The 19,866-nt window shown below is 51.0% G+C and carries 21 protein-coding genes and 1 pseudogene; 12 read left to right on the top strand and 10 right to left on the bottom strand.

The window, feature by feature from the left end; genetic code table 11:
* Nucleotides 1-52 precede the first annotated feature (52 nt).
* Nucleotides 53-1,396: an IS1182 family transposase gene (locus C0068_RS06815; protein ID WP_103682823.1), complete on the top strand. Its 1,344-nt coding sequence runs from the start codon at nt 53-55 to the stop codon at nt 1,394-1,396.
* A 170-nt stretch (nt 1,397-1,566) separates the two neighbouring features.
* Here the strand turns inward: C0068_RS06815 and C0068_RS06810 are convergent.
* Nucleotides 1,567-2,118, bottom strand: a pseudogene (locus C0068_RS06810) (type IV pilus twitching motility protein PilT); the annotation flags it as partial.
* Between the two features lie 219 nt (nt 2,119-2,337).
* On the opposite strand from C0068_RS06810, the gene C0068_RS06805 reads away from it, so the two are divergent.
* The 10 genes from C0068_RS06805 (at nt 2,338) to C0068_RS06760 (ending at nt 10,342) form a co-directional block, all read left to right on the top strand.
* Nucleotides 2,338-3,045 (top strand): YggS family pyridoxal phosphate-dependent enzyme, encoded by a 708-nt coding sequence (locus C0068_RS06805; protein ID WP_103683742.1) that lies wholly within the window; start codon nt 2,338-2,340, stop codon nt 3,043-3,045.
* A 122-nt stretch (nt 3,046-3,167) separates the two neighbouring features.
* Nucleotides 3,168-3,986, top strand: a complete 819-nt coding sequence (proC, locus tag C0068_RS06800; protein ID WP_103683745.1) for a pyrroline-5-carboxylate reductase — start codon at nt 3,168-3,170, stop codon at nt 3,984-3,986.
* A gap of 5 nt (nt 3,987-3,991) precedes the next feature.
* Nucleotides 3,992-4,579 (top strand): YggT family protein, encoded by a 588-nt coding sequence (locus C0068_RS06795; RefSeq protein ID WP_103683741.1) that lies wholly within the window; start codon nt 3,992-3,994, stop codon nt 4,577-4,579.
* Entirely contained in the window at nt 4,580-4,891 is a 312-nt protein-coding gene (locus C0068_RS06790) for a DUF167 family protein (RefSeq protein ID WP_233208764.1), read from the top strand.
* 76 nt (nt 4,892-4,967) lie between these two features.
* Nucleotides 4,968-6,152 carry a homoserine O-succinyltransferase MetX gene (gene metX, locus C0068_RS06785; RefSeq protein ID WP_103683740.1) on the top strand — a complete coding sequence of 395 codons (1,185 nt, stop codon included), beginning with the start codon at nt 4,968-4,970 and terminating at the stop codon, nt 6,150-6,152.
* The gene (gene metW / locus C0068_RS06780) at nt 6,142-6,732 is read left to right on the top strand and encodes a methionine biosynthesis protein MetW (protein ID WP_103683739.1); all 591 of its coding nucleotides are present in this window, start codon (nt 6,142-6,144) and stop codon (nt 6,730-6,732) included. Before metX ends, metW begins: the two co-directional genes overlap by 11 nt.
* Nucleotides 6,733-6,755: 23 nt before the next feature.
* Entirely contained in the window at nt 6,756-7,217 is a 462-nt protein-coding gene (locus C0068_RS06775) for a DUF4426 domain-containing protein (RefSeq protein WP_103683738.1), read from the top strand.
* A 12-nt stretch (nt 7,218-7,229) separates the two neighbouring features.
* Entirely contained in the window at nt 7,230-7,853 is a 624-nt protein-coding gene (rdgB, locus tag C0068_RS06770; protein WP_103683737.1) for an RdgB/HAM1 family non-canonical purine NTP pyrophosphatase, read from the top strand.
* A gap of 2 nt (nt 7,854-7,855) precedes the next feature.
* Nucleotides 7,856-8,503, top strand: a complete 648-nt coding sequence (locus tag C0068_RS06765) for a 2Fe-2S iron-sulfur cluster-binding protein (RefSeq protein WP_103683736.1) — start codon at nt 7,856-7,858, stop codon at nt 8,501-8,503.
* Between the two features lie 195 nt (nt 8,504-8,698).
* Complete coding sequence (locus tag C0068_RS06760) at nt 8,699-10,342, top strand: TIGR03545 family protein (RefSeq protein ID WP_103683735.1); 1,644 nt, start codon at nt 8,699-8,701, stop codon at nt 10,340-10,342.
* 204 nt (nt 10,343-10,546) lie between these two features.
* Here C0068_RS06760 and C0068_RS06755 read toward each other — a convergent pair whose 3' ends face one another.
* The 9 genes from C0068_RS06755 to C0068_RS06715 form a co-directional block, all read right to left on the bottom strand.
* Nucleotides 10,547-10,840, bottom strand: coding sequence for a type II toxin-antitoxin system RelE/ParE family toxin (locus C0068_RS06755; protein WP_103683734.1), 294 nt, complete (start codon nt 10,838-10,840; stop codon nt 10,547-10,549).
* Nucleotides 10,837-11,061: an addiction module protein gene (locus tag C0068_RS19855; protein ID WP_103683733.1), complete on the bottom strand. Its 225-nt coding sequence runs from the start codon at nt 11,059-11,061 to the stop codon at nt 10,837-10,839. Before C0068_RS19855 ends, C0068_RS06755 begins: the two co-directional genes overlap by 4 nt.
* 424 nt (nt 11,062-11,485) lie before the next feature.
* The gene (locus C0068_RS06745; protein ID WP_199176131.1) at nt 11,486-11,794 is read right to left on the bottom strand and encodes a tetratricopeptide repeat protein; all 309 of its coding nucleotides are present in this window, start codon (nt 11,792-11,794) and stop codon (nt 11,486-11,488) included.
* A 114-nt stretch (nt 11,795-11,908) separates the two neighbouring features.
* The gene (locus tag C0068_RS06740) at nt 11,909-13,117 is read right to left on the bottom strand and encodes a heme biosynthesis HemY N-terminal domain-containing protein (protein ID WP_103683732.1); all 1,209 of its coding nucleotides are present in this window, start codon (nt 13,115-13,117) and stop codon (nt 11,909-11,911) included.
* Complete coding sequence (locus tag C0068_RS06735) at nt 13,114-14,247, bottom strand: uroporphyrinogen-III C-methyltransferase (protein WP_103683731.1); 1,134 nt, start codon at nt 14,245-14,247, stop codon at nt 13,114-13,116. Before C0068_RS06735 ends, C0068_RS06740 begins: the two co-directional genes overlap by 4 nt.
* Before the next feature lie 20 nt (nt 14,248-14,267).
* Nucleotides 14,268-15,053 carry a uroporphyrinogen-III synthase gene (locus tag C0068_RS06730; RefSeq protein WP_103683730.1) on the bottom strand — a complete coding sequence of 262 codons (786 nt, stop codon included), beginning with the start codon at nt 15,051-15,053 and terminating at the stop codon, nt 14,268-14,270.
* The gene (gene hemC, locus C0068_RS06725; protein WP_103683729.1) at nt 15,034-15,981 is read right to left on the bottom strand and encodes a hydroxymethylbilane synthase; all 948 of its coding nucleotides are present in this window, start codon (nt 15,979-15,981) and stop codon (nt 15,034-15,036) included. The genes C0068_RS06730 and hemC overlap by 20 nt, the downstream gene beginning before the upstream one ends.
* A gap of 88 nt (nt 15,982-16,069) precedes the next feature.
* Nucleotides 16,070-16,804: a LytR/AlgR family response regulator transcription factor gene (locus C0068_RS06720; RefSeq protein ID WP_103683728.1), complete on the bottom strand. Its 735-nt coding sequence runs from the start codon at nt 16,802-16,804 to the stop codon at nt 16,070-16,072.
* Nucleotides 16,801-17,886 (bottom strand): sensor histidine kinase, encoded by a 1,086-nt coding sequence (locus tag C0068_RS06715; protein ID WP_103683727.1) that lies wholly within the window; start codon nt 17,884-17,886, stop codon nt 16,801-16,803. Before C0068_RS06715 ends, C0068_RS06720 begins: the two co-directional genes overlap by 4 nt.
* Before the next feature lie 833 nt (nt 17,887-18,719).
* On the opposite strand from C0068_RS06715, the gene ltrA reads away from it, so the two are divergent.
* On the top strand, nt 18,720-19,866 hold a 1,147-nt coding region (gene ltrA, locus C0068_RS06710; RefSeq protein ID WP_233208750.1), incomplete at its 3' end, for a group II intron reverse transcriptase/maturase.

Genomic DNA, 19,866 nt, shown 5'->3' with positions numbered 1-19,866 from the left:
CAGACTGCTGACAAAGTCCTCGCCAAAGCGCGAGGATTTTTTATAATGGGGCATGCTAAATACTCGACCGCAAACCCAATCCTCGATGGAGTTCGTCTGTATTGACGAGCTAGTCCCCTCAGACCACCTGCTGCGCAAAGTCGATAAACATATCGATTTCAGCTTTATTCATGATCTCGTCAAAGATCTCTACTGTGCTGATAACGGGCGACCAGCTTTAGATCCAACACTACTCTTTAAGATGTTGTTAGTTGGCTACTTATTCGGTGTTCGCAGTGAGCGCCAGCTGGTTCGCGAAGTGCAAGTGAACGTCGCTTATCGTTGGTTTTTAGGTTTAAACTTAACGGACAAAATCCCAGATGCCTCTACATTTAGTCAAAATCGTCGCAGGCGGTTTAATGAGTCAGGTGTATACCAACAAATCTTTGATGAAATCGTTTTGCAGGCAATATCAAAACGACTGGTATCAGGAAAGCACCTCTTCACCGACTCGACCCACCTAAAAGCCAACGCCAATAAACACAAGAAAACCAAAGTTCAGGTCGCCGCCTCTCGTCAAGATTACATGGATGCGCTTGATAGCGCTGTAGAGGAGGACAGATTACGCCACGGAAAAAAGCCGTTAGCGCCGACAACGAAAGCGCCAGTCACCAGAGAAATAAATAAAAGCACTACCGACCCCGACAGTGGCTACATGGTACGAGATGAAAAGCCTAAAGGGTTCTTTTACTTAGATCATCGAACAGTCGATGGTAAATGCAACATCGTTACCGATGTTCACGTTACGCCGGGGAATATCCATGACAGTGTGCCTTACCTGAAGCGGCTAGACCGGCAAATTAAGCGCTTTGACCTACCAGTAGAAGCAGTAGGACTAGATGCGGGATACTTCACCTCAGCCGTTTGTAAAGGCATTGAAGATCGAGGACTGTACGGTGTAATGGGCTATCGCCGCCCCACGCATAAGAAAGGTTATTTCTACAAACGTGAATATCAATACGATGCCGATAGCGATACCTACAAGTGCCCAGCGGGTCAACAGCTCATCTATAAAACCACTAATCGGGAAGGTTACCGCCACTACCAGTCAGATCCACGTATTTGCCAACACTGTGAGCATCTATCACGCTGTACCAGGAACGCAAAGCAGGTAAAAACGGTTACCCGCCATGTTTGGGAAGCGAGCAAGGAGCGGATTAATCAGCACAGGCTAACATCAGAAGGGAAAGTTATTTATAAGAGGCGAAAAGAAACCGTTGAGCGAAGTTTTGCAGATGCAAAACAGCTTCATGGTTACCGCTATGCACGTTATAAAGGATTAAACCGTGTTCAAGGCCAATGTTTATTGGTAGCTGCCGCCCAAAACATTAAAAAGATAGCACTGATGGCAGCGTAGGCCATTTTGTCGTTTAAAACCTCTGAATTAGCACCCTAAAAGCCGACTAGAAGGCGATTTAAGCACCTTGGTGATTAATTTGGGGAATCGCCTAAATTCTATGCCTGTGTGAGAACGAGCCGTAGAAACGACAAACCCCAGTAAAAATACGGGGGTTTGTCAGGGATCTGACCGTGGGTATCACGGTGGACTTCACGCTGGTTTAGCAGGCACTTTTTTGACTCGTGAACAAATTCGATGGGGTCTTCTATGGTCAGAATATGATCAAATTTATTGTCATTAATATAATCAATCATCGCCGCCAGCGTGGTTGATTTACCCGACCCTGTTGGGCCGGTTACGAGCACAAGTCCGCGCGGGAACATCGAGATATCTTTAAATACCTGCCCCATACCAAGGTCTTCTAGCGACAAGACCTTAGAGGGAATGGTACGAAATACCGCACCCGCACCGCGATTGTGATTAAAGGCGTTTACACGGAAACGCGCCACCCCCGGCACCTCAAACGAGAAATCGGTTTCTAAAAACTCCTCGTAATCGCGGCGCTGGCGGTCATTCATAATTTCATAAATTAAGCTGTGCACTTCGCGGTGCTCCAGCGGCGGCAAATTTATGCGTCGCACATCGCCGTCTACCCGAATCATCGGCGGCAGGCCCGCAGACAAATGTAAATCCGAGGCATTTTGTTTGGCGCTAAAGGCCAGTAATTCTGTGATATCCATGAAAGTCCTCAAGCGGCATTAAAGCGATTTACAGCAGGCGGGCCCGCTGAAAATCTGTACCGCGCCAAATTACGCTCGCATTACCTGCAGCAAGCTAATTCCACGCCCAACATATCGTCAATTCAAAACTGTATAACGCGATGTGATTGTCGTACAGCACAAAGTTTTTATTTTAAGACTATGCAGCACTGCATTAAGGCATCAGGCATAATCTCAAGTATGAGCACATCAGCAGACATAATAACCAATATAGCAGCAATTCAGCGCCGAATAGATGCCGCCTGCCAACTTTATCAGCGCGGCAGCCGGCCCACGCTTATCGCCGTCACAAAAACCCGCAGCGCGGCAGAAATGGCTAGCGCTATTAATGCGGGTATTAGCGATATCGGCGAGAACTACCTGCAGGAAGCCCTAGACAAGCAAGCTGAGCTCAGTGTGCAGCCTAAGCAATGGCACTTTATCGGCCCCATTCAGGCAAATAAAACCCGCGCCATTGCCAGCCACTTTGACTGGATACACAGCGTAGACCGCGCCAAAATCATCACCCGACTCAATGATCAGCGGCCAACAGAATTAGCGCCGTTGAATATTTGCCTGCAAGTGAACATCAACGACGAGGCGAGCAAAGCAGGCGCCAGCCAAGACGAGATCGCCCAGCTCGCTGAATTAGCGCTTCAACAACCGCGACTGCGCCTGCGCGGCTTAATGGCGATTCCTGCCAATACCACCGACAATCAGCAACAGCGGCACAATTTTGCCGCCGTGCGCAGTATTTTCACCGACCTACAAACACAATTCCCCAGCGCAGCGCTGGACACCTTATCGATGGGCATGTCCGGCGATATGGAGGCCGCCATCGCTGAAGGCGCTACCCTAGTGCGAATCGGCAGCGATATTTTTGGGCCAAGACCAAGCCCGTCGCGCTGATCTAGCTCGCATTGACTGCCAGTATCAAAACGGGGCTGATATACTGCCCGCGTTAATTTCCAGCCAGCGCATCAGATTCGAGCGCCAGCGGCATAAGCAAACGGGGAAATAGAGTGGAAGAAATGCGAATTGGCTTCATTGGCGGCGGCAATATGGCCTCCAGCATCATCGGCGGGCTCGTCGCCAGCGGCATGTCTGCCAGTAATATTTGGGCCAGCGACCCAAACGCAGACAGCTTAGCCAAACTCAAAAGCGTCGCCCCAGTAAATACCGGCAGCGACAATTTGGCGCTTATCGCCGAAGTAAATGTGCTGATTTTGGCGGTTAAACCGCAAATCATGAAGCTAGTCGCGCAAGACATCGCCGCCGCCGTGCAAACTCATCAACCTCTGGTTATCAGCATCGCCGCCGGCGTTACCAGCGGCAGCTTAGCGACGTGGCTGGGTGGCAAACCCGCCATTGTGCGCTGCATGCCCAACACCCCCGCGCTCGTTCGCAGCGGTGCAACTGGCTTATACGCCAATGCGCAGGTGAATGACGCTCAGCGCAAACAGGCCGCCACCATATTAGAAGCTGTAGGACTCGCACTTTGGGTTGATCAAGAAGATCAGCTAGACGCCGTTACCGCCCTTTCTGGCAGCGGCCCCGCCTACTTCTTTTTAGTCATGGAGGCCATGCAGGCCGCCGGCCGCGAGATGGGCTTAAGTGACGAGGTCGCCAATCAACTTACTCTGCAAACCGCCTTGGGTGCAGCGCAAATGGCCATTACTAGCGACGTAGATGCCGCAGAATTGCGTCGCCGCGTTACCTCGCCCAAGGGCACCACCGAACGAGCCGTAAATATCTTAGAAGACGGCGGTTTACGCCAATTATTTGCCAACGCACTCAATGGCGCCCGCATCCGCGCCGAAGAACTTGCCATCGAACTGGAAGGAGAATAAGGCGCATGACAGCTGCTGCTGAAATCACCATTATGCTGCTCAATACTATTGTCAGCTTAGCCATTACTGCATTTTTACTGCGCATGATACTGCAGTTAGTGCGCGCGGATTTTTACAATCCCATTTGTCAGTTTTTGGTAAAAGCCACCAACCCACTGGTTATTCCACTGCGCAAAATCATCCCCAGCATGGGTAAAATCGACACGGCTTCTGTATTGCTGGCACTCATTGCGCAAGCAGTGGGTATTGCGCTGCTATTCCAACTCTACGGCGGCGGTTTTCCAAACCCTGCGCAGCTATTAATTTGGTCTGTTATTGGTCTTTGCAGCGCCCTACTAAATCTGTATTTCTTTGCCATCATCGGCAATATTATTATGAGCTGGGTCGCCCAGGGCGGCGCCCACCCAGCGGCGCAGCTTTTATATCAAATTACCGAGCCGGTTATGGCACCCTTTCGCAAAATACTGCCGCCAATGGGTGGACTTGATCTGTCGCCGATATTCGTCTTTTTATGCATTAAAGTGCTAGAGGTTATTCTTCGTCATGGCGCTGCCAGCGCAGCGCTGCCAAGAGGATTAATAATGGGGCTGTAAGTGGTGACAGAGCCCTCTGATTTTTACCGCTGGCAAGATGGTAATTTAATCTTGTTCTGCCATATTCAAGCGGGGGCCAGTTGCGACGAGTTCGCCGGTCAACATGGCAACAGATTAAAAATAAGAGTGCGCGCGGCGGCAACAGACGGTAAGGCCAATGCCAATTTAATCGCGTTTATCGCCGGTGAATTTGGTGTTAATAAGCAGCGTGTTGAACTGACTAGCGGCAACCAAAACAGACAAAAAACGCTTATAATTTCGGCACCGGTCAAGCTCCCCAAGGCCTTGAATTTAGCGAAGCAGTCACTATAGACCCTAGCTAAAGATCGACCCTAATGCATTAAGCCGCTGGCAACATTGTTCTCAGCTATTAAGGAATCTGCGCCACATGACACAAGCTCCGCCCAGCACAAATACTGCGGATCAAAATAGCGTCGGCATCGTTGCGCCGCAAAAACTGCACTTCGACCAGCCCTTGCAGCTGGCCTGTGGCCGCGCCCTGCCCGCACACGACATTGTTTACGAGACCTATGGCGAGCTAAACGCCGACAAGTCCAATGGTATTTTAATTTGCCACGCCCTGAGCGGGCACCATCACGCCGCAGGTAAACACAGCGAAGACGACCGTAAGACCGGCTGGTGGGACAGCTGCATCGGCCCGGGTAAACCCATCGACACCAAGGTCTTCTTTGTATTGAGCATAAACAATATCGGCGGCTGTCACGGCTCTACCGGCCCCACCTCAACCAACCCCGACACCGGCAAACCGTGGGGACCAGACTTTCCGCCATTGCGCTGCCGCGACTGGGTAGAAAGCCAACACCTGATGATGCAGCACTTTGGCATTAGCCAATGGGCAGCCGTAATCGGTGGCAGCTTAGGGGGCATGCAAGCCATGCGCTGGGCGCTAGAGTATCCAGATGCCCTGCGTCACTGCATTGTTATTGCCTCCGCGATGAAATTATCTGCCCAGAACATCGCCTTCAATGAAATTGCCAGACGCGCCATTACCTCCGACCCCAATTTTCATGAGGGGCGCTATCTCGAACATGGCACCTTGCCCAAACAGGGGCTCGCGCTGGCGCGGATGGTTGGTCACATTACTTACTTGTCTGAAGACGGCATGAAGCAGAAATTTGGCCGCGAACTTAAAACGGGAAATCTGTCGCTGGGCTCGGGCTCAGACACCGCCGTAGAGTTTGAAGTAGAAAGCTATTTGCGCTATCAGGGCGAGGCCTTCTCCGGCAGCTTTGACGCCAACACCTATTTACTGATGACCAAGGCGCTGGATTACTACGATCTAGCCAGAGAGTATAACGACGACCCAGTTGAGGCATTCAAACACGCCAAGTGCGCGTTTATGGTTGCCTCCTTCACCACCGACTGGCGATTCGCCCCCGCCCGCTCGCGGGAAATTGTTGATGCACTTGTCGCCGCCAATAAATCGGTCAGCTATACAGAGATTGAAGCCGACCACGGCCACGACGCCTTCCTAATACCCATACCGCGCTATATGGATGTTTTCCACGCCTATATGAAACGACTAAAACAGGAGCTTGGCCATGCGTTTTGACCTCACCCTGATTCAGCCGTGGATTAATGCCAACAGCCGCGTACTCGACCTTGGCTGCGGCGACGGCATGCTGCTAGAAACCTTAAGCAAAGAAAAGAATGTGTCAGGTGTCGGCCTAGAAATCGACCCCGACAATATCACCCGCGCTTTGGCACGGGGCGTCAATGTTATTGAACACGACCTCAACGTCGGCCTAGGTAATTTCCGCGACGACAGCTTTGACATGGTCGTGATGACCCTCGCCCTGCAAACCCTTCGCTACCCGCATTTGGTCATCGACGAAATGCTGCGCGTTGGTCGTGAGTGCATCGTCACCTTCCCCAATTTTGGCCACTGGCGCAGTCGCTGGTATTTGGGGCATCGCGGAAAAATGCCGGTATCAAAATTCCTGCCCTACACATGGTACGACACACCGAATATTCACTTCTGTACCGTCAAGGATTTTGAAGCGTTATGTGACGAAAAAAATATTCGTATTTTAAACAGCAGCGTCATCGGCGCTGACAATAGCCAGTCGCCACTGGCAAATCGCTTTCCAAACCTATTAGGGGTGACGGCGGTTTACCACATCAGCAAATAACTCTGTGCATACCGAGCAAAACTATGAAATTAAAACTACATTTTTCCGCACTGCTTATCAGCCTCTTACTTGGCCTTAGCGCCCATGCCCAAGAAGCACCGCCGGTAACTTCGACCAGCTCTAGCTTTGGCAAAGACACGGTGCACTACAGTGTTGTAAACACCACCTTTCTAAGCCCGCAGGTCGCGAGAAGTTACGGCATTGTTCGCGGCGAAGATAAGTTTATTATCAATGTATCGGTAAGACGCCAACTCGACGGCAGCAATATCGCCGTGCGCGCCAAGGTTAAGGGCAGCAGCTCCGACCTCATTCACCGCACGCCCTTAGAGTTCAAAGAAATTATTGAACAGGACGCCATTTACTATATTGCTGAATTTGAACTCAGCAATGACGAGCGTCAGGACTTCCGTCTTTCGGTCAATGTTGATAATCGCCCCAGCTACGATATTCAATTCAATAAAATGCTATACATCGACGACGAATAGGCAGGAAACACTGTGTCCAATCCCGAAAGCAATACCGTCGTTCTCGCTAGCGGCAACCGTGGCAAGCTAGCTGAGCTTGGCAATTTATTAGCAGATATGGGCATTACACTGCGCAGTCAGGCCGAATTCGATGTGATAGAAGCCGACGAAACCGGCCTGAGCTTTATCGAAAACGCCATTCTAAAAGCCCGCAATGCCGCACGCCAAACTGGCTTTGCCGCCCTCGCCGACGACTCCGGACTCAGCGTAGATGCACTCGGCGGTGCACCCGGCATTTACTCGGCACGTTACGCCGGCGAACACGCGCAAGACGCAGACAACAACGCCAAACTATTACATGCATTAAAAAACGAAACCAAGCGCCGCGCCCACTTTCACTGCGCCTTGGCCTTTGTTCGTCACGCCGACGATCCCGCCCCCATCGTCGCCGAAGGCTTATGGCACGGGGAAATTCTATCCGCCCCTCGCGGCAGCAATGGTTTCGGTTACGACCCACTCTTTTACATAGCCGATCTAAACCTAAGTTCTGCAGAACTCAGCAAAGAACAAAAAAATCAGCTCAGTCATCGCGCGCTTGCCTTGAGTCAATTACTACCCAGACTCCGCGCTGAATATCTAGATTCGTCTAATCACTAAATATGAGCACGCTAAGGCTATCTATTATTGATGCCGCGCTTAACCTGCCCATCCGCGATGACGTCAATTTATTAGAACAATGCTTGAGCGCAAATTTAGTGGTAGCGCGGAGCTGCCGCAACGGCAATTGCGGCCGCTGTGACAGCACACTGCTAAAAGGCCGCGTACAACTGCGCAATGGCCTGCAGCTTGAAGGCCCCACAACCATTGCCCTATGCATTAGTCACGCCCAGAGCGATTTACAAATCAGCCAACTGCCATTAATTAAATCCCCCTCGCACTGGCGCTGCCAATGGCAGAGCTCGAGCCAATTACGGCTGCCAGCCGGCCGACAAATACCACCGCGCAAAGGGGATATCTGCGCAATACTGTTTGAAAACAGCGTAGAGCTAAATGAAATTGCCGACATCAGCGGCCGCGATATTCACCTGCTTAATGCCTGCACCAATAGCCCCGCAAATCACAGCGTTAGCCTGATCACCATAGACCGCGACCACCAAGGTCAATATGCGCTTTGGCGAGAACATCAACATCAGCGCCAGACACTTTGGGCACACATAAACCACGCTACCGCAGTTATCGCTCAAGCCGCCTACCAACAAAACACAGATGGCGCTCACTACCACATCGAACACATGCCAAAAGGTTAATAGGCGCTATGTCGCACTAAACACAAAATCTGTGGTCTAAACCGCCCTGCGGTTTAAGTCGCTTGGTGAACACGCTATGCTTAAACCCATAGAAATAGCGCGTAACGCCAAGTCACAACAATTTATTCACACAATAAGTAATGCGGCATCCGCGCAATTCGCGCGCAACCGCATCGAATCTGGAGAAGCAATCTCATGGTCAAACGGATATTGCAGGGTATTGTCGTCCTGCTCGTTATTGCGGTGGTCGGCGTCGTTTTCGCCCTAGAACCCATTGCCAAATTTATGATTGAGCGCGAGGGCAGCAAACAAGTTGGCGCGCGGGTTGACGTCGACAGTGTAGACATCAGTTTTTACCCCACCCACGTCGCACTCAATGGCTTAACTGTCGCCAACCCACAAGAGCCAATGCGCAATTTAATAGAAAGCGAAACCGTATCTGCCGATGTAGATGCAAAAGCACTGTTTAAAATGCAAGTTATTGCAGATCAAGTCGTACTGTCTGGCCTGCAAATGTATACTGCGCGCAGCACCCCAGGCACCTTAGATGGCAGCATGCCGCCGCCAAAAGAGGAAAGCGGAAGTTCAATTCCGAGCATTGCACTACCCGATGCAAATGCATTGCTAGCTGAAGAAAAAGCCACCATTCAAGCCGAAGTCACAGAGATTCAAAATGGCTTCGCGGAGATTGAATCGCGCTGGAAAACCAAATCAGAAAAGCTGCCAGACCAATCACAATTTGATCAGTACAAAGTCCGCTGGAAAGAACTAAAAAATAAAAATGTTATTGAGCGTATTGCCGGCGCCAAAGAATTGCGCGACGACATTAAAGCCGAGCTTCGCCAGTTTGAAAACTTAAACGAAGACCTAAAAACAGACTCTGCTGCAATCAAATCCCTAAGCTTACGCGCAGCAAATCTACCCGCAGACCAGTCTAAGCGTATGCTGTCCAAATACGGCCTAGACCAAGGCACAGAAGGTATGCTGCGCTTCTTGTTAGGCGACGAAGTAAATACTGTGGTACAACGCGGCCTCAGCCTCTACCAAGAAACAATGGGCAATATGGCCAGCGAAGAAGAAGCGCCTGCTAATGACGAACCCGCCGCAGAACTGCCAGTTAATATATTAATCCGCAAAATCCTCATTGACGGCTACCAAGTCATTGGCGGTGAAAAACTCGCCTACTCCGGCGAAATCAATGACGTCACCGACAAACAAGACTACTGGAACAAACCCATCACCATGGCACTACGCGGTGGCATGGAGCAAAAGTCACAATTAGTCATTGACGGTATTTTTGACCAGCGCAACGACACCCTGAAAAGCGTTTTCAACATGGGCTTAAAGCAATTAGCCCTGTCCGGTGTATCACTGTCGCAAAGCCCCGACTTACCCCTGCAATTAGAGAAAGGGATTGCCGATATCGCAGCCAACTTCTCTATAGACGGCGACAACCTCAAAGGCTCGGTGGAAGGCTTAGTCGACCAAGCCAAACTATTGGTTGCCAATGTCACTAGCGACAACAAAACCGCCACCCTTCTCGCCGCTGCCTTAAAAGACGTCACTAAATTAGTCATGGATATGAGCGTAAACGGCACCGTCGATCAGCCAGCCATCAAGCTCAAATCTAACCTAGACAGCATCCTAGGCGATGTACTTGGCGCAGAACTCAAATCTCAACTCGGCGAAGTAGAAGACAAACTAAAGACCAAACTCAGCGCAGACTACGGCCCGCAAATTGCCAGCTTCCAAGAAAAACAAGGCATGCTCAGCCAATACCAAGACCTGCTAGGCGACCGCGAAGCCGCACTGCAAGCACTGATGAAAGAATTGATGTAGTAACCAGTTAGCAAATAGGCGTGTTAAAGGAGCGCATCTCTTATTGAGGTGCGCTATTGCAAATTAAAAGAAGAATTCAAATCGTAGTTCAACGTGTTTATCCTTCTTTAAATACCACGTGGTTTCGTCGTAGATACTTGGAGCTTAGCGCGCAACACTCGCGTCGGGCTAGAGTGCCGAACTGCGCCCTGTGTAAGCGAATTATTAAAGCCTGCCCAGCCAATACTGTGGGCGTCGCCGGTCGTGAGCAACCGCTAGAACCTGAAAACCACCAAGACTTTCTCGGTAAACGATTGACAGGGGAAATCTGTGAAGGGGCACTCTGCGAATATCGGGCAGTAACTCAACTTGCCAAGCTTTTGGTGACTCGCCAAGCAAATTAGCTAGGGCTTCAAATTCCTCTATGAAGGCTCCACCCAATCCCGGAACTTTGGATTCATAATAGCCAACTGATTCCAGAAACTCGGCTTCCGCTGCCGGGTGAAAATAATAGTTCATTTAATGAGAGCTCTAGCCTTCCTCATTACATCCTCACCAGGCACAGGCTGAACTGAGCCATCATCAAGCTCCTCTCCTCTACGTCGGGCCTCAAGCAACCAATCAGACCTAAGCTCCTCTTCTGACGGAGACTCCATACTCAACACTAATCGCTGTATCAATTGAGCTCGCTCCTCTTTAGAAAGGTGCAGCGCCTCGTCTTCAATTTTCTGGAGATTCATAGACAAAACCTCTTGCTCACATTTCACTCAATTTTGACACAGATAGGTACCAGGTGCCACGACTCGGCGTCTTGCTTTAGCGCCGCCAGCAGGGTAGGAACGCGAGGGCAACCATCTCTGAAAGCGTTTACATCTCGTTCTAGCACCAAATAATCAGGGTATGTATTCGGCAACTTGCCTCGATAGCCTGCTCACTTCGGCCCGTTATCAAGGAGTGTAGCTATGACGATGATTTATAAACTTTAGGGGATTTAATGTAATACTGAACCCACTACCGGCCAAACAAAACTGCCCCTTTCTTTCTACTGACTATTCCCTTCCCTTGAGCCTATTCCGCTTTTGATAAAGTTCAATAAGTTAAGCAGCCCGTGAATGCATTAATGGGAAGGGCTCTAGAGTTCAAGTGCGTTGGCAACGCGAATATTTATTTCTTCAATTTTTTCAAAAAGACGGTGATTTCTTTTTCCGTTTGCTTATCACCTTTGCGTAGCGCTGACTCTAAACCGGATTGCCACACGGTTTCCGCTGCAATTTTGTCACCGGTTTTCAGGTGCGCTTTACCAAGTAGATTCCATGCGGCGGAGTAATCTGGATCTAGCTGAACACAGTTTTGTAAATGCGTTATTGCGGCATCTGGTTTATCGTCGTCGAGGTAGGCTTTGCCTAAGCCAAAGCGCAGCATTGCGCTGTCATTGCCTTTGGCGAGCATTTTTTCTAGGGCGTCGATATTCACATTGTTATCCAAGAGCGTGTTGACGGCGCTGCGATATACCGCAGCGCAGCTTATGATTATTACGTCGATAATTTCATTTTCTTACGCTACTGCAAGAATAAAACTAAGACCCCGCTAGTGCGGCTGCGGCAATTCCGGCAGGGCCTGACCCTGCAATTGCATGCCTTCGCGGGTATAGCGTTCTGCTTCGGCATGATCATTCATATTGCTAAGCAAGCGACCGAGTTCAAAGCAAACCTCAGCACTGGGGCTGCGGCGGTAGCAACGCTCAAAATAGTCTTTTGCCTTGCCCCACAATTCATTTCTTAAGGATAGACGACCTAGGCTTAGTAAAAGGGCTGCGTCTTCTGGATGTTCTTTTAGCCAAGCCTCAGCGGTGCTGAGTTGCCGTGATATATCTGAACCGACAATAAGGCCATAAAGCATTACCAAGCTTGCTGACCAATTTTGTTTTAACGCGATGCGCAACACTTTTTCTGCTGCAGGATGATCACCCAATGCCTCCAGTTTTCGGCAGTACGCCAGAGTTAAATCAGCATCCCGTCGCCATGCGCGCGAAAGATGCTTCCACCATTGCTGTACACCACTAACATCTGACTGTTGCGCCGCCTGTTCTAATTGCCCCATTAAAGCTTGGCGCTCTAAGCTATCTATTTTTTCTGGGGGCAAGATATTGTGCTTACGCAAGTCAGGCAGCAGCTCTAACAATGAATTCCAATCGCGCAAACCTGAATATACTTTTTCTAACAAACTCAATACGGAGGGATGACGTTCAGCATTACGGCGCGCGCGGGTAAGTGTTGCCAATGCTTCTTCAAGACGACCCTTATCGACCTGCATTTCGGCTTGGGTCAAGGCAACGGCAATACTTGCTTTGGCGCTAGTCTGCTCTGCCAAACCCAGATAATGACGGCTCGCTGAGGCATCACCCATCGCGTGGCTAGCCCTGGCTGCCAATAAATAATTTACTAGTGGCGCTTCGCTACCTTTTAAGGCATCAGTTAATAAGGTGCGCGACTTTGCCCAATTGCCTTCAATAAAAGCAATCATACCTAAGGTGGTATGGCTGCGACCGCGACTCGCTTTGCGGTCATTCCAAAAGCTACCTATTTTATCGCTCACCTTAGCGCCGCGACGCAGGCTAACAAAAGCAAAAATAAGCAAAAACATAAACACCGCAAGAACCGCCACACCGACCCATATGGTCATTTCAATCGTCGTCTGTGCGTAGGCAATCAAGATATAGCCAGAATCATGCTGTATTGCTGCCGCCAAGCCGGCCGCCAGCGCGAGGGTTAGGAGAACCGCAATGAATATTTTCATTGGCGAACCTCTTTCTGCCAGCGATTACTTTTAATGTACTCTTTTAGGCTGCGCAGCGAACCAGAAATATCCGCTATCTCATTCTGTATCGGAAGCTCTGCCAATACCGCTATTTGCTGTAGCAATGTGTCACGATGCTCATCGAGCTGATAATAACGATTCAACCATGCCGCCGCTTTTTCTAATGCGCGATGATATAAATCAGCTTGCTCCGCCAACAATGCTAGCTGTGCCTGCTCAAACATAAGCTGCAAGCTCGCCCGCAGGGCAGCTTCTTGCTCCGGTGCCAATTGCGCACGAAAGTTTTCTTCGTGGTGACGAATACGAATATAGCTGCGCAACTTATCCCAAGCCGCCATTAAGCCGCCTTGCAAACGCTGCTGCCAATCACTTTGTTCTTCCGCTACTACGACCGGCTCATAGCTGGGCGCTTTATAAATTTTTAACTTTTCTGCCTCTGCCGCCAATGCCTGCAGGGCGAGGTAACTGCCTTCTACGTCTCTTTGCGCACTACTTTGCAGGGCACCAATTTCTTTCGCTATTTCTGCGCGCACGGGATGCAGTGCTGCGTCATCCAAATCCCTTAAAATTTCGTCAGCATTGCTAAGCAATTGCGCGGCTGAGCGTGGGTCGTGGCTAAGCTGTACACGCTGGTTTGCAAGCCGCAACAAATATTCCACTTCGGCCAACAACCAATCACGGCGATCTACCGTCGCCAGTGACTGCACTTTTACTTCAAGGTCTTGGCTGCGACGGCTCAGGGCATCTAAGCGTGCGCTGGCGTCGCTGCGCAATTGCGCTAGCGCTTCGCGCTGGGTACTGATTAGAGATTTAAATTCTGCCTGTGAAGCGCTTAGGGCACGCAGCTCCGATTTAAAGCTATCACTGGCATTTTGTTCCTGCGCGGCAAGCAATTGCTCTTGCTGGTACATCCAGCCCGCCAGCGCCAAGGCGGCAATGGCAACTAGCAATGCAAGCAAGCCCAGCAAATTGCTACTCGATTTAGGTTTTTTTTCAGGCGTTTTTTTTGCGGGTTTAGCAGGCGCTGGTTCAGAGGCGCTAATCACCGCTGGGTCCTGCGTCGTCACCGTGGTTTGCTCTTTATTTTCTTCCGGTTTGTCGCCGCTCATTATGTTCTCTCGAGATCCATTTAATGATTGTTTTCAGCATAGTTTGCGAGTGCTGCTAAGCTCGCTGTGGTGCCGGCATTATCTGCCTGAATAATCTGCCGATAGCCCTGCTCGCGGGCTATATCCGCTACCCGTGCGCTCGGTAACAACACAGGGTAATTAAGCGCCTCAGCGCCCATCAATTCAGTAAAGTGGTTTAAAGTTTCGCCACTATTTAATGCCACTACATTTATACGGTGTTGTAACAGCAATGCCCGCAATTGGCCACCGCCAATATCTGGCCTACTGCGTTGGTAGCATTCGACATAATCCACCTCGGCGCCCCGTGAAGCTAGCTCCGCAGCCAAATATTCACGACCACCCACGCCGCGAACAATCAGCACTTTGCTATTTTTTAAGCACTGCAGGTCGTCGCTGGCCAAGAGGCTTTCGCTATTCATCGCCGGCGCGCTTTGGTGAACACGAATATCCCGCTCTGCCAATGCCGCCGCCGTAGCCGCACCAATTGCATAAACTTGAATACCCAGCGGCCATTGAGGCCAGTACTGCTCGATTTGATCTAGACCGTATTGCACCGCATTCACACTAATAAATATGAGTTGCTGGTATCGGTCTAAATCCATCAGCAAGCGACGGCTCTTTTGAATCGCGGCGTCATGCTCTGGCGAGGACAGCGGCACAATATCTAATAAGGGCTGCAAAACCACCTCTGCGCCAGCAGAGCCTAAAGCAGCGGCAAACTCCGCGCTGCGATCCGCTGGCCGTGTTACCAGCACCCGCAAATTACTAAGCTTTGCTGTCGCCATATACCGCCTGCAAAATAGCGCCCGCGCCCTGTGCCAATAGCGATTCAGCCACGGCAATACCTAATGCCTCGGCTTGATCTCGGGGGCCGCGCTGCTCAGCGGTGAGGATGGTTTTGCCACTTGGCTCGCCAACCAAGGCCCGCAGCCAAAGTTGTTCGGGATTCTCTGGGTCGGCAATAGCATAGCCTGCTATAGGTACCTGACAACCGCCTTCAAGGCGGCGGTTCATGGCCCGCTCAGCCATAACCTGCTCTGCAGTCACCTTGTGGTGCAAGGGCTTTAGTAAATCAATCACACGCTGGTCAGCTAAGCGTGTTTCAACCCCAACTGCGCCCTGGCCACAGGCGGGCAAGCTGGATTCAACCGGCATTAAAGCGGCAATTCGATCTTCTAGTTTCAGTCGAATCAAACCCGCGGCAGCAAGAATAATGGCATCAAACTCACCGTCATCGAGCTTGCGTAGCCGAGTTTGCACATTACCGCGCAGGCTAGAAATTTGCAGGTCTGGGCGCTGCGAACGCAGCTGGCATTCGCGGCGCAGACTTGAGGTGCCAACCCGCGCACCCTTTGGTAACTCATCGACTGAGGAGAAGTGATTACTCACAAAGGCGTCGCGGGGGTCTTCGCGATCACAAATAATCGCCAAGCCCAAACCTTCCGGAAACTCCATTGGCACGTCTTTCATGGAGTGCACAGCAATGTCGGCGCGGCCATCAATAAGGGCTTGTTCAAGCTCCTTAACAAATAGCGCTTTGCCGCCGATTTTAGACAGGGGAGAATCTAGCAACTGATCGCCGCGGGTGGTCATTCCCAGCAACTCAACTTCTAAACCTGGATGAGCGGCCTGCAACTCGGCCTTAATGAATTCCGCCTGCCAAAGTGCCAGCAGGCTCTCGCGGGTGGCGATGCGGATTGTATTGTCGGACATGAATATTTCCGTTGAACACCGTGGGGCCACCATGATACGCCAGCAAGGGCGCTGACAAAACCGAAAACCGGCCCCAAAAACCAATGTATTACATGCCTTTTGCCAACAGCGCCCGCACCGCCGGCAGATAACGGCGGCTAATTTGTGGCCCATCGGCAAGCCCCTGCAGCTTAACCCGATAGCCGGCAACACCGTGGCGCTCAATGCCCTGCACATAGGCCAAGGCCACCAGCGCATTGCGATGAATGCGCACAAACTGCGCCGCAAACTCCTGTTCCAACTCCCGCAGGCTATCGTCAATCAGCAGCTCGCCATCAGGATGTACCGCGCTCACGTATTTATGGTCGGCATAAAAATAGCGCACCGCAGACACCGGCAATAGACTAATTCCCTGTGGGCCAGATGAGGATAATTGGCGCCGTTGAGTCGGAGCTTCAAGCTCAGCCAATGCTGCGATTTGCGCTTTGTTAAGTCGCGACAGACGCCCAAACACAGCGGCCAATTTTTCGCGTTGAATGGGTTTTAGCAGATACCCCACCGCCTGCGCATCAAACGCCGCAATCGCGTATTCATCATAGGCTGTGCAAAACACAATAGCTGGCGACGATTCCCGCTCGGCTAAAATACGCGCCAGCTCAATGCCGCTCATACCCGGCATGGCAATATCTAATAGCAATGCATCTGGCTGGTGTTGTTCAATTTCTGCCAAGGCTGCCTCGGCGTTTGCGGCCTCAGCAATTATTTCGATACCGTCTAATTCTTGCAGCAGTCGCGCAGCTCGCTGGCGCGCTAGGGGTTCGTCATCAACAATTAATACCTTCACGCCAAGCCGCCCTGCACCTTTTGCATTGGAAATACCGCACGCACGCGGTAGCTATCGCCCTGCAATTGACCCTTAAAATCGGCGCGATCGCCAAACAGCGCCTGCAATCTGAGCCGAATATTTTCACTGGCCATGCCGTTGCCTATCTCGATGCCCGCCGAGGCAGGCACAGGGTTTTGCACTTCTATTTCTACCATGTCGCCGCTTGCCCGCGCGCTAATGGCAATAACGCCCCCCGCCGGCAATTGCTGTATACCGTGCACAATGGCGTTTTCGATTAGGGGCTGCAGTAACAGCGAGGGTACCGAGACATCATCATCAAGCTCGGCGTTCTGCCAATCAATTTTGAGCCGCTCTTCCAAACGAGCGCGCTCGATACGCAAATAGCGCTCGCACAAATCACGCTCATCTGCCCAGCGCACCACACTCATACCGCTTTGCAAATTTGCCCTAAATAAGGCGGCCAAATCCTCTACCGCTTGCTCCGCCTTATCCGGCGCCACGCTAATGAGGCTGCTAATGCTATTGAGGGTATTAAACAAAAAATGCGGACGAATGCGGGAGTGCAGCGCATCTATGCGCGCATGCAAGCTACTCTGCTCCCGCAAGCGATACTGCAAACTTAAGTAGGCATAGCGCATACCAATACCAAGCAATACGCTCACCACCACCAAGGTCTCAGCCAGAGCCCAATAGTCGAGCAGCCAGACCTTACCGCGCAAACCGCTAGTCATTAGCCACTGCCCAAGCACCGTGACGCAGGCAACCCAAAGCAAACAAACCACAAAACTAAGCCCCGCTGTTTGTGCGCTGCTAAACGAGTCCAAAAATGGTTTGAGCAAATTCAAAATTGCCGCCGCCCCCAGCAAACACCAGAGGGTAAACATGCCAGACATGCCCAGCAACACCCAGTCAAAATCCCGCAAACCCGATTTCAACAGCGTGAACATAATGGCGAGCAAGGACGCGAACAAGACGATTAGCAATAGTGATTGCGGACTAGACAGATTACCAATAAACGACACCCGCTGATCTAGCGGTGATGGAGGGTTTAGCTGCGCTTTGCTTTGCCTACGCGACACGAAATCTACCTTGCAAATGTTTCGTAAAGCATAGCAGGCTGGTGCCAGAGCGCATACGGCTAGTGCGAGACCAGCGCAACCCGTGTCGACTCACCCCCACAATGACCGTTTTAGGCCATATGGCATCGACCGAGCTTGGCGATCAATTTGTAAGCAGTTTTTCGAGCGCATAAGCGCAGGCAGGTGTTGGCAATTAGCGTAGGGCCGAATATTCCAAACAAGATAGAGGTCTGTCGGTTTTTCTTCAGTCTCAACGCCGTGTTAACTGGCCCAGCGTAGCTGGGTCCGGTTGAACACTTTGTGTACGCCCAGCATGGGCATGAACTAATGAGGTGAAAGTCCTCTGTAGGAAGGTCACCATCCTTAGCGATTTATGATCGTTATCAGATGTTAACTACTAGCGAATGGCAAGGGCTTGACCGCGAGGTCTGGTCTGAAGGAAGCCGGACGCAAAACCGCGAACTGATGAACAAGAACATCATATGAGGCGTAGGCTGGAGGCGAGTTGGCACAAGACGACGAAGCCATGTGATCTAACGGCCACCGTAAAGGATGCAGTTGCGCGGGGACAGTTCATGCTCTTATCTGGGGAGATCTGCTTAACAAGCGATCGGTAAACTACCAGTAAGGCTCTGGTTAATAAGTGCCTTGGCTCCACTGAGTGTATCGCCAATGGAGAGCGAACGAGATACAAACCGATAGCGCTGGCAGGGGCAACTCTGGCGGTGATTAAGCAGAAGTCAGCAGAAGGCATAGTAGCCAAATGCCCATCGTAATGGGTGGGACAAGGTGAAGGCCTGAACATTGAGAATAAAGGAGGAGCCTTGTCACACTTGAACGCACGAACGCCGTCTGGCGATGACGTGACTCAGCGTAGTGATCTGAAGCCAGCCTTTGGTAACGATCTATTTGAGCGTGTGCTACAGCGGGAAAATCTCTCTGCGGCATGGAAGCGCGTTCAAGCTAATAAAGGGGCTGCGGGCGTTGATGGCATTACCATCGACGAATTTCCCGTATGGGCACGAGCTGGCCACTGGCCTAGGGTGACTACCGAGCTGGCAACAGGTCGGTACAAACCATCACCAGTTCGGCGTGTTGAAATTGATAAACCCGATGGCGGTACTCGCCAACTGGGAATTCCAACCGTTTGTGACCGTGTGATCCAGCAAGCCATTGCCCAAGTCCTTACGCCCATCTTCGATCCCAGTTTCTCAAGCAATAGCTTCGGATTCCGGCCATATCGAAATGGGCAGCAGGCGGTAAAGCAGGTTCGCGACATCATCAAGGAAGGTCGCCGCTTTGCGGTGGATGTCGATCTGTCTAAATTCTTTGACCGAGTCAATCATGATTTACTGATGACGCGCCTTGGTGACAAGGTGAAGGACAAACGTCTACTGAGATTGATTAAGTTGTACCTGCGAGCTGGGTTTGTCGACAACCAGTTCTATGGTGAGAGCCGAGAAGGTGTGCCGCAGGGGGGGCCATTATCGCCACTGCTGGCGAACATCATGCTCGACCCTTTGGACAAAGAACTTGAGAAACGTGGCCACAAGTTCGCCCGCTACGCTGATGACTTTACGATAATAGTAAAAAGTCAGCGAGCCGGTGAACGAGTGCTGCACAGTATCAGCCAGTACCTGCAAAACCGTTTGAAGCTGGTCGTAAATACCGATAAAAGTCGCGTCGTTAAAACCAGTGAGAGCAAGTTCTTGGGGTTTACCTTCAAGGCTGGCCGTATTCAATGGCACTCGAAAACACTGCTGAAATTCAAGCAGCGGATTCGTCTGTTAACGAACCGCAACTGGGGAGTGTCGATGAAATATCAGCTCTTCAAAACCAGCCAATTTATACGTGGTTGGATTAATTATTTTGGTATCGCCAACTGTTATCAACTGTGCGTCGACCTAGATCATTGGATTCGGCGCAGAGTGCGGATGGCTTATTGGCGGCAGTGGCGAAAGCCACGAACCAAAGTAAGAA

The organism is Zhongshania marina (assembly GCF_002915595.1).
In the GTDB taxonomy this organism is placed as follows: domain Bacteria; phylum Pseudomonadota; class Gammaproteobacteria; order Pseudomonadales; family Spongiibacteraceae; genus Spongiibacter; species Spongiibacter marinus_B.
The sequence above is the reverse complement of the archived record's forward strand: the minus strand, read 5'-3'. Positions and strand labels throughout refer to the sequence as shown.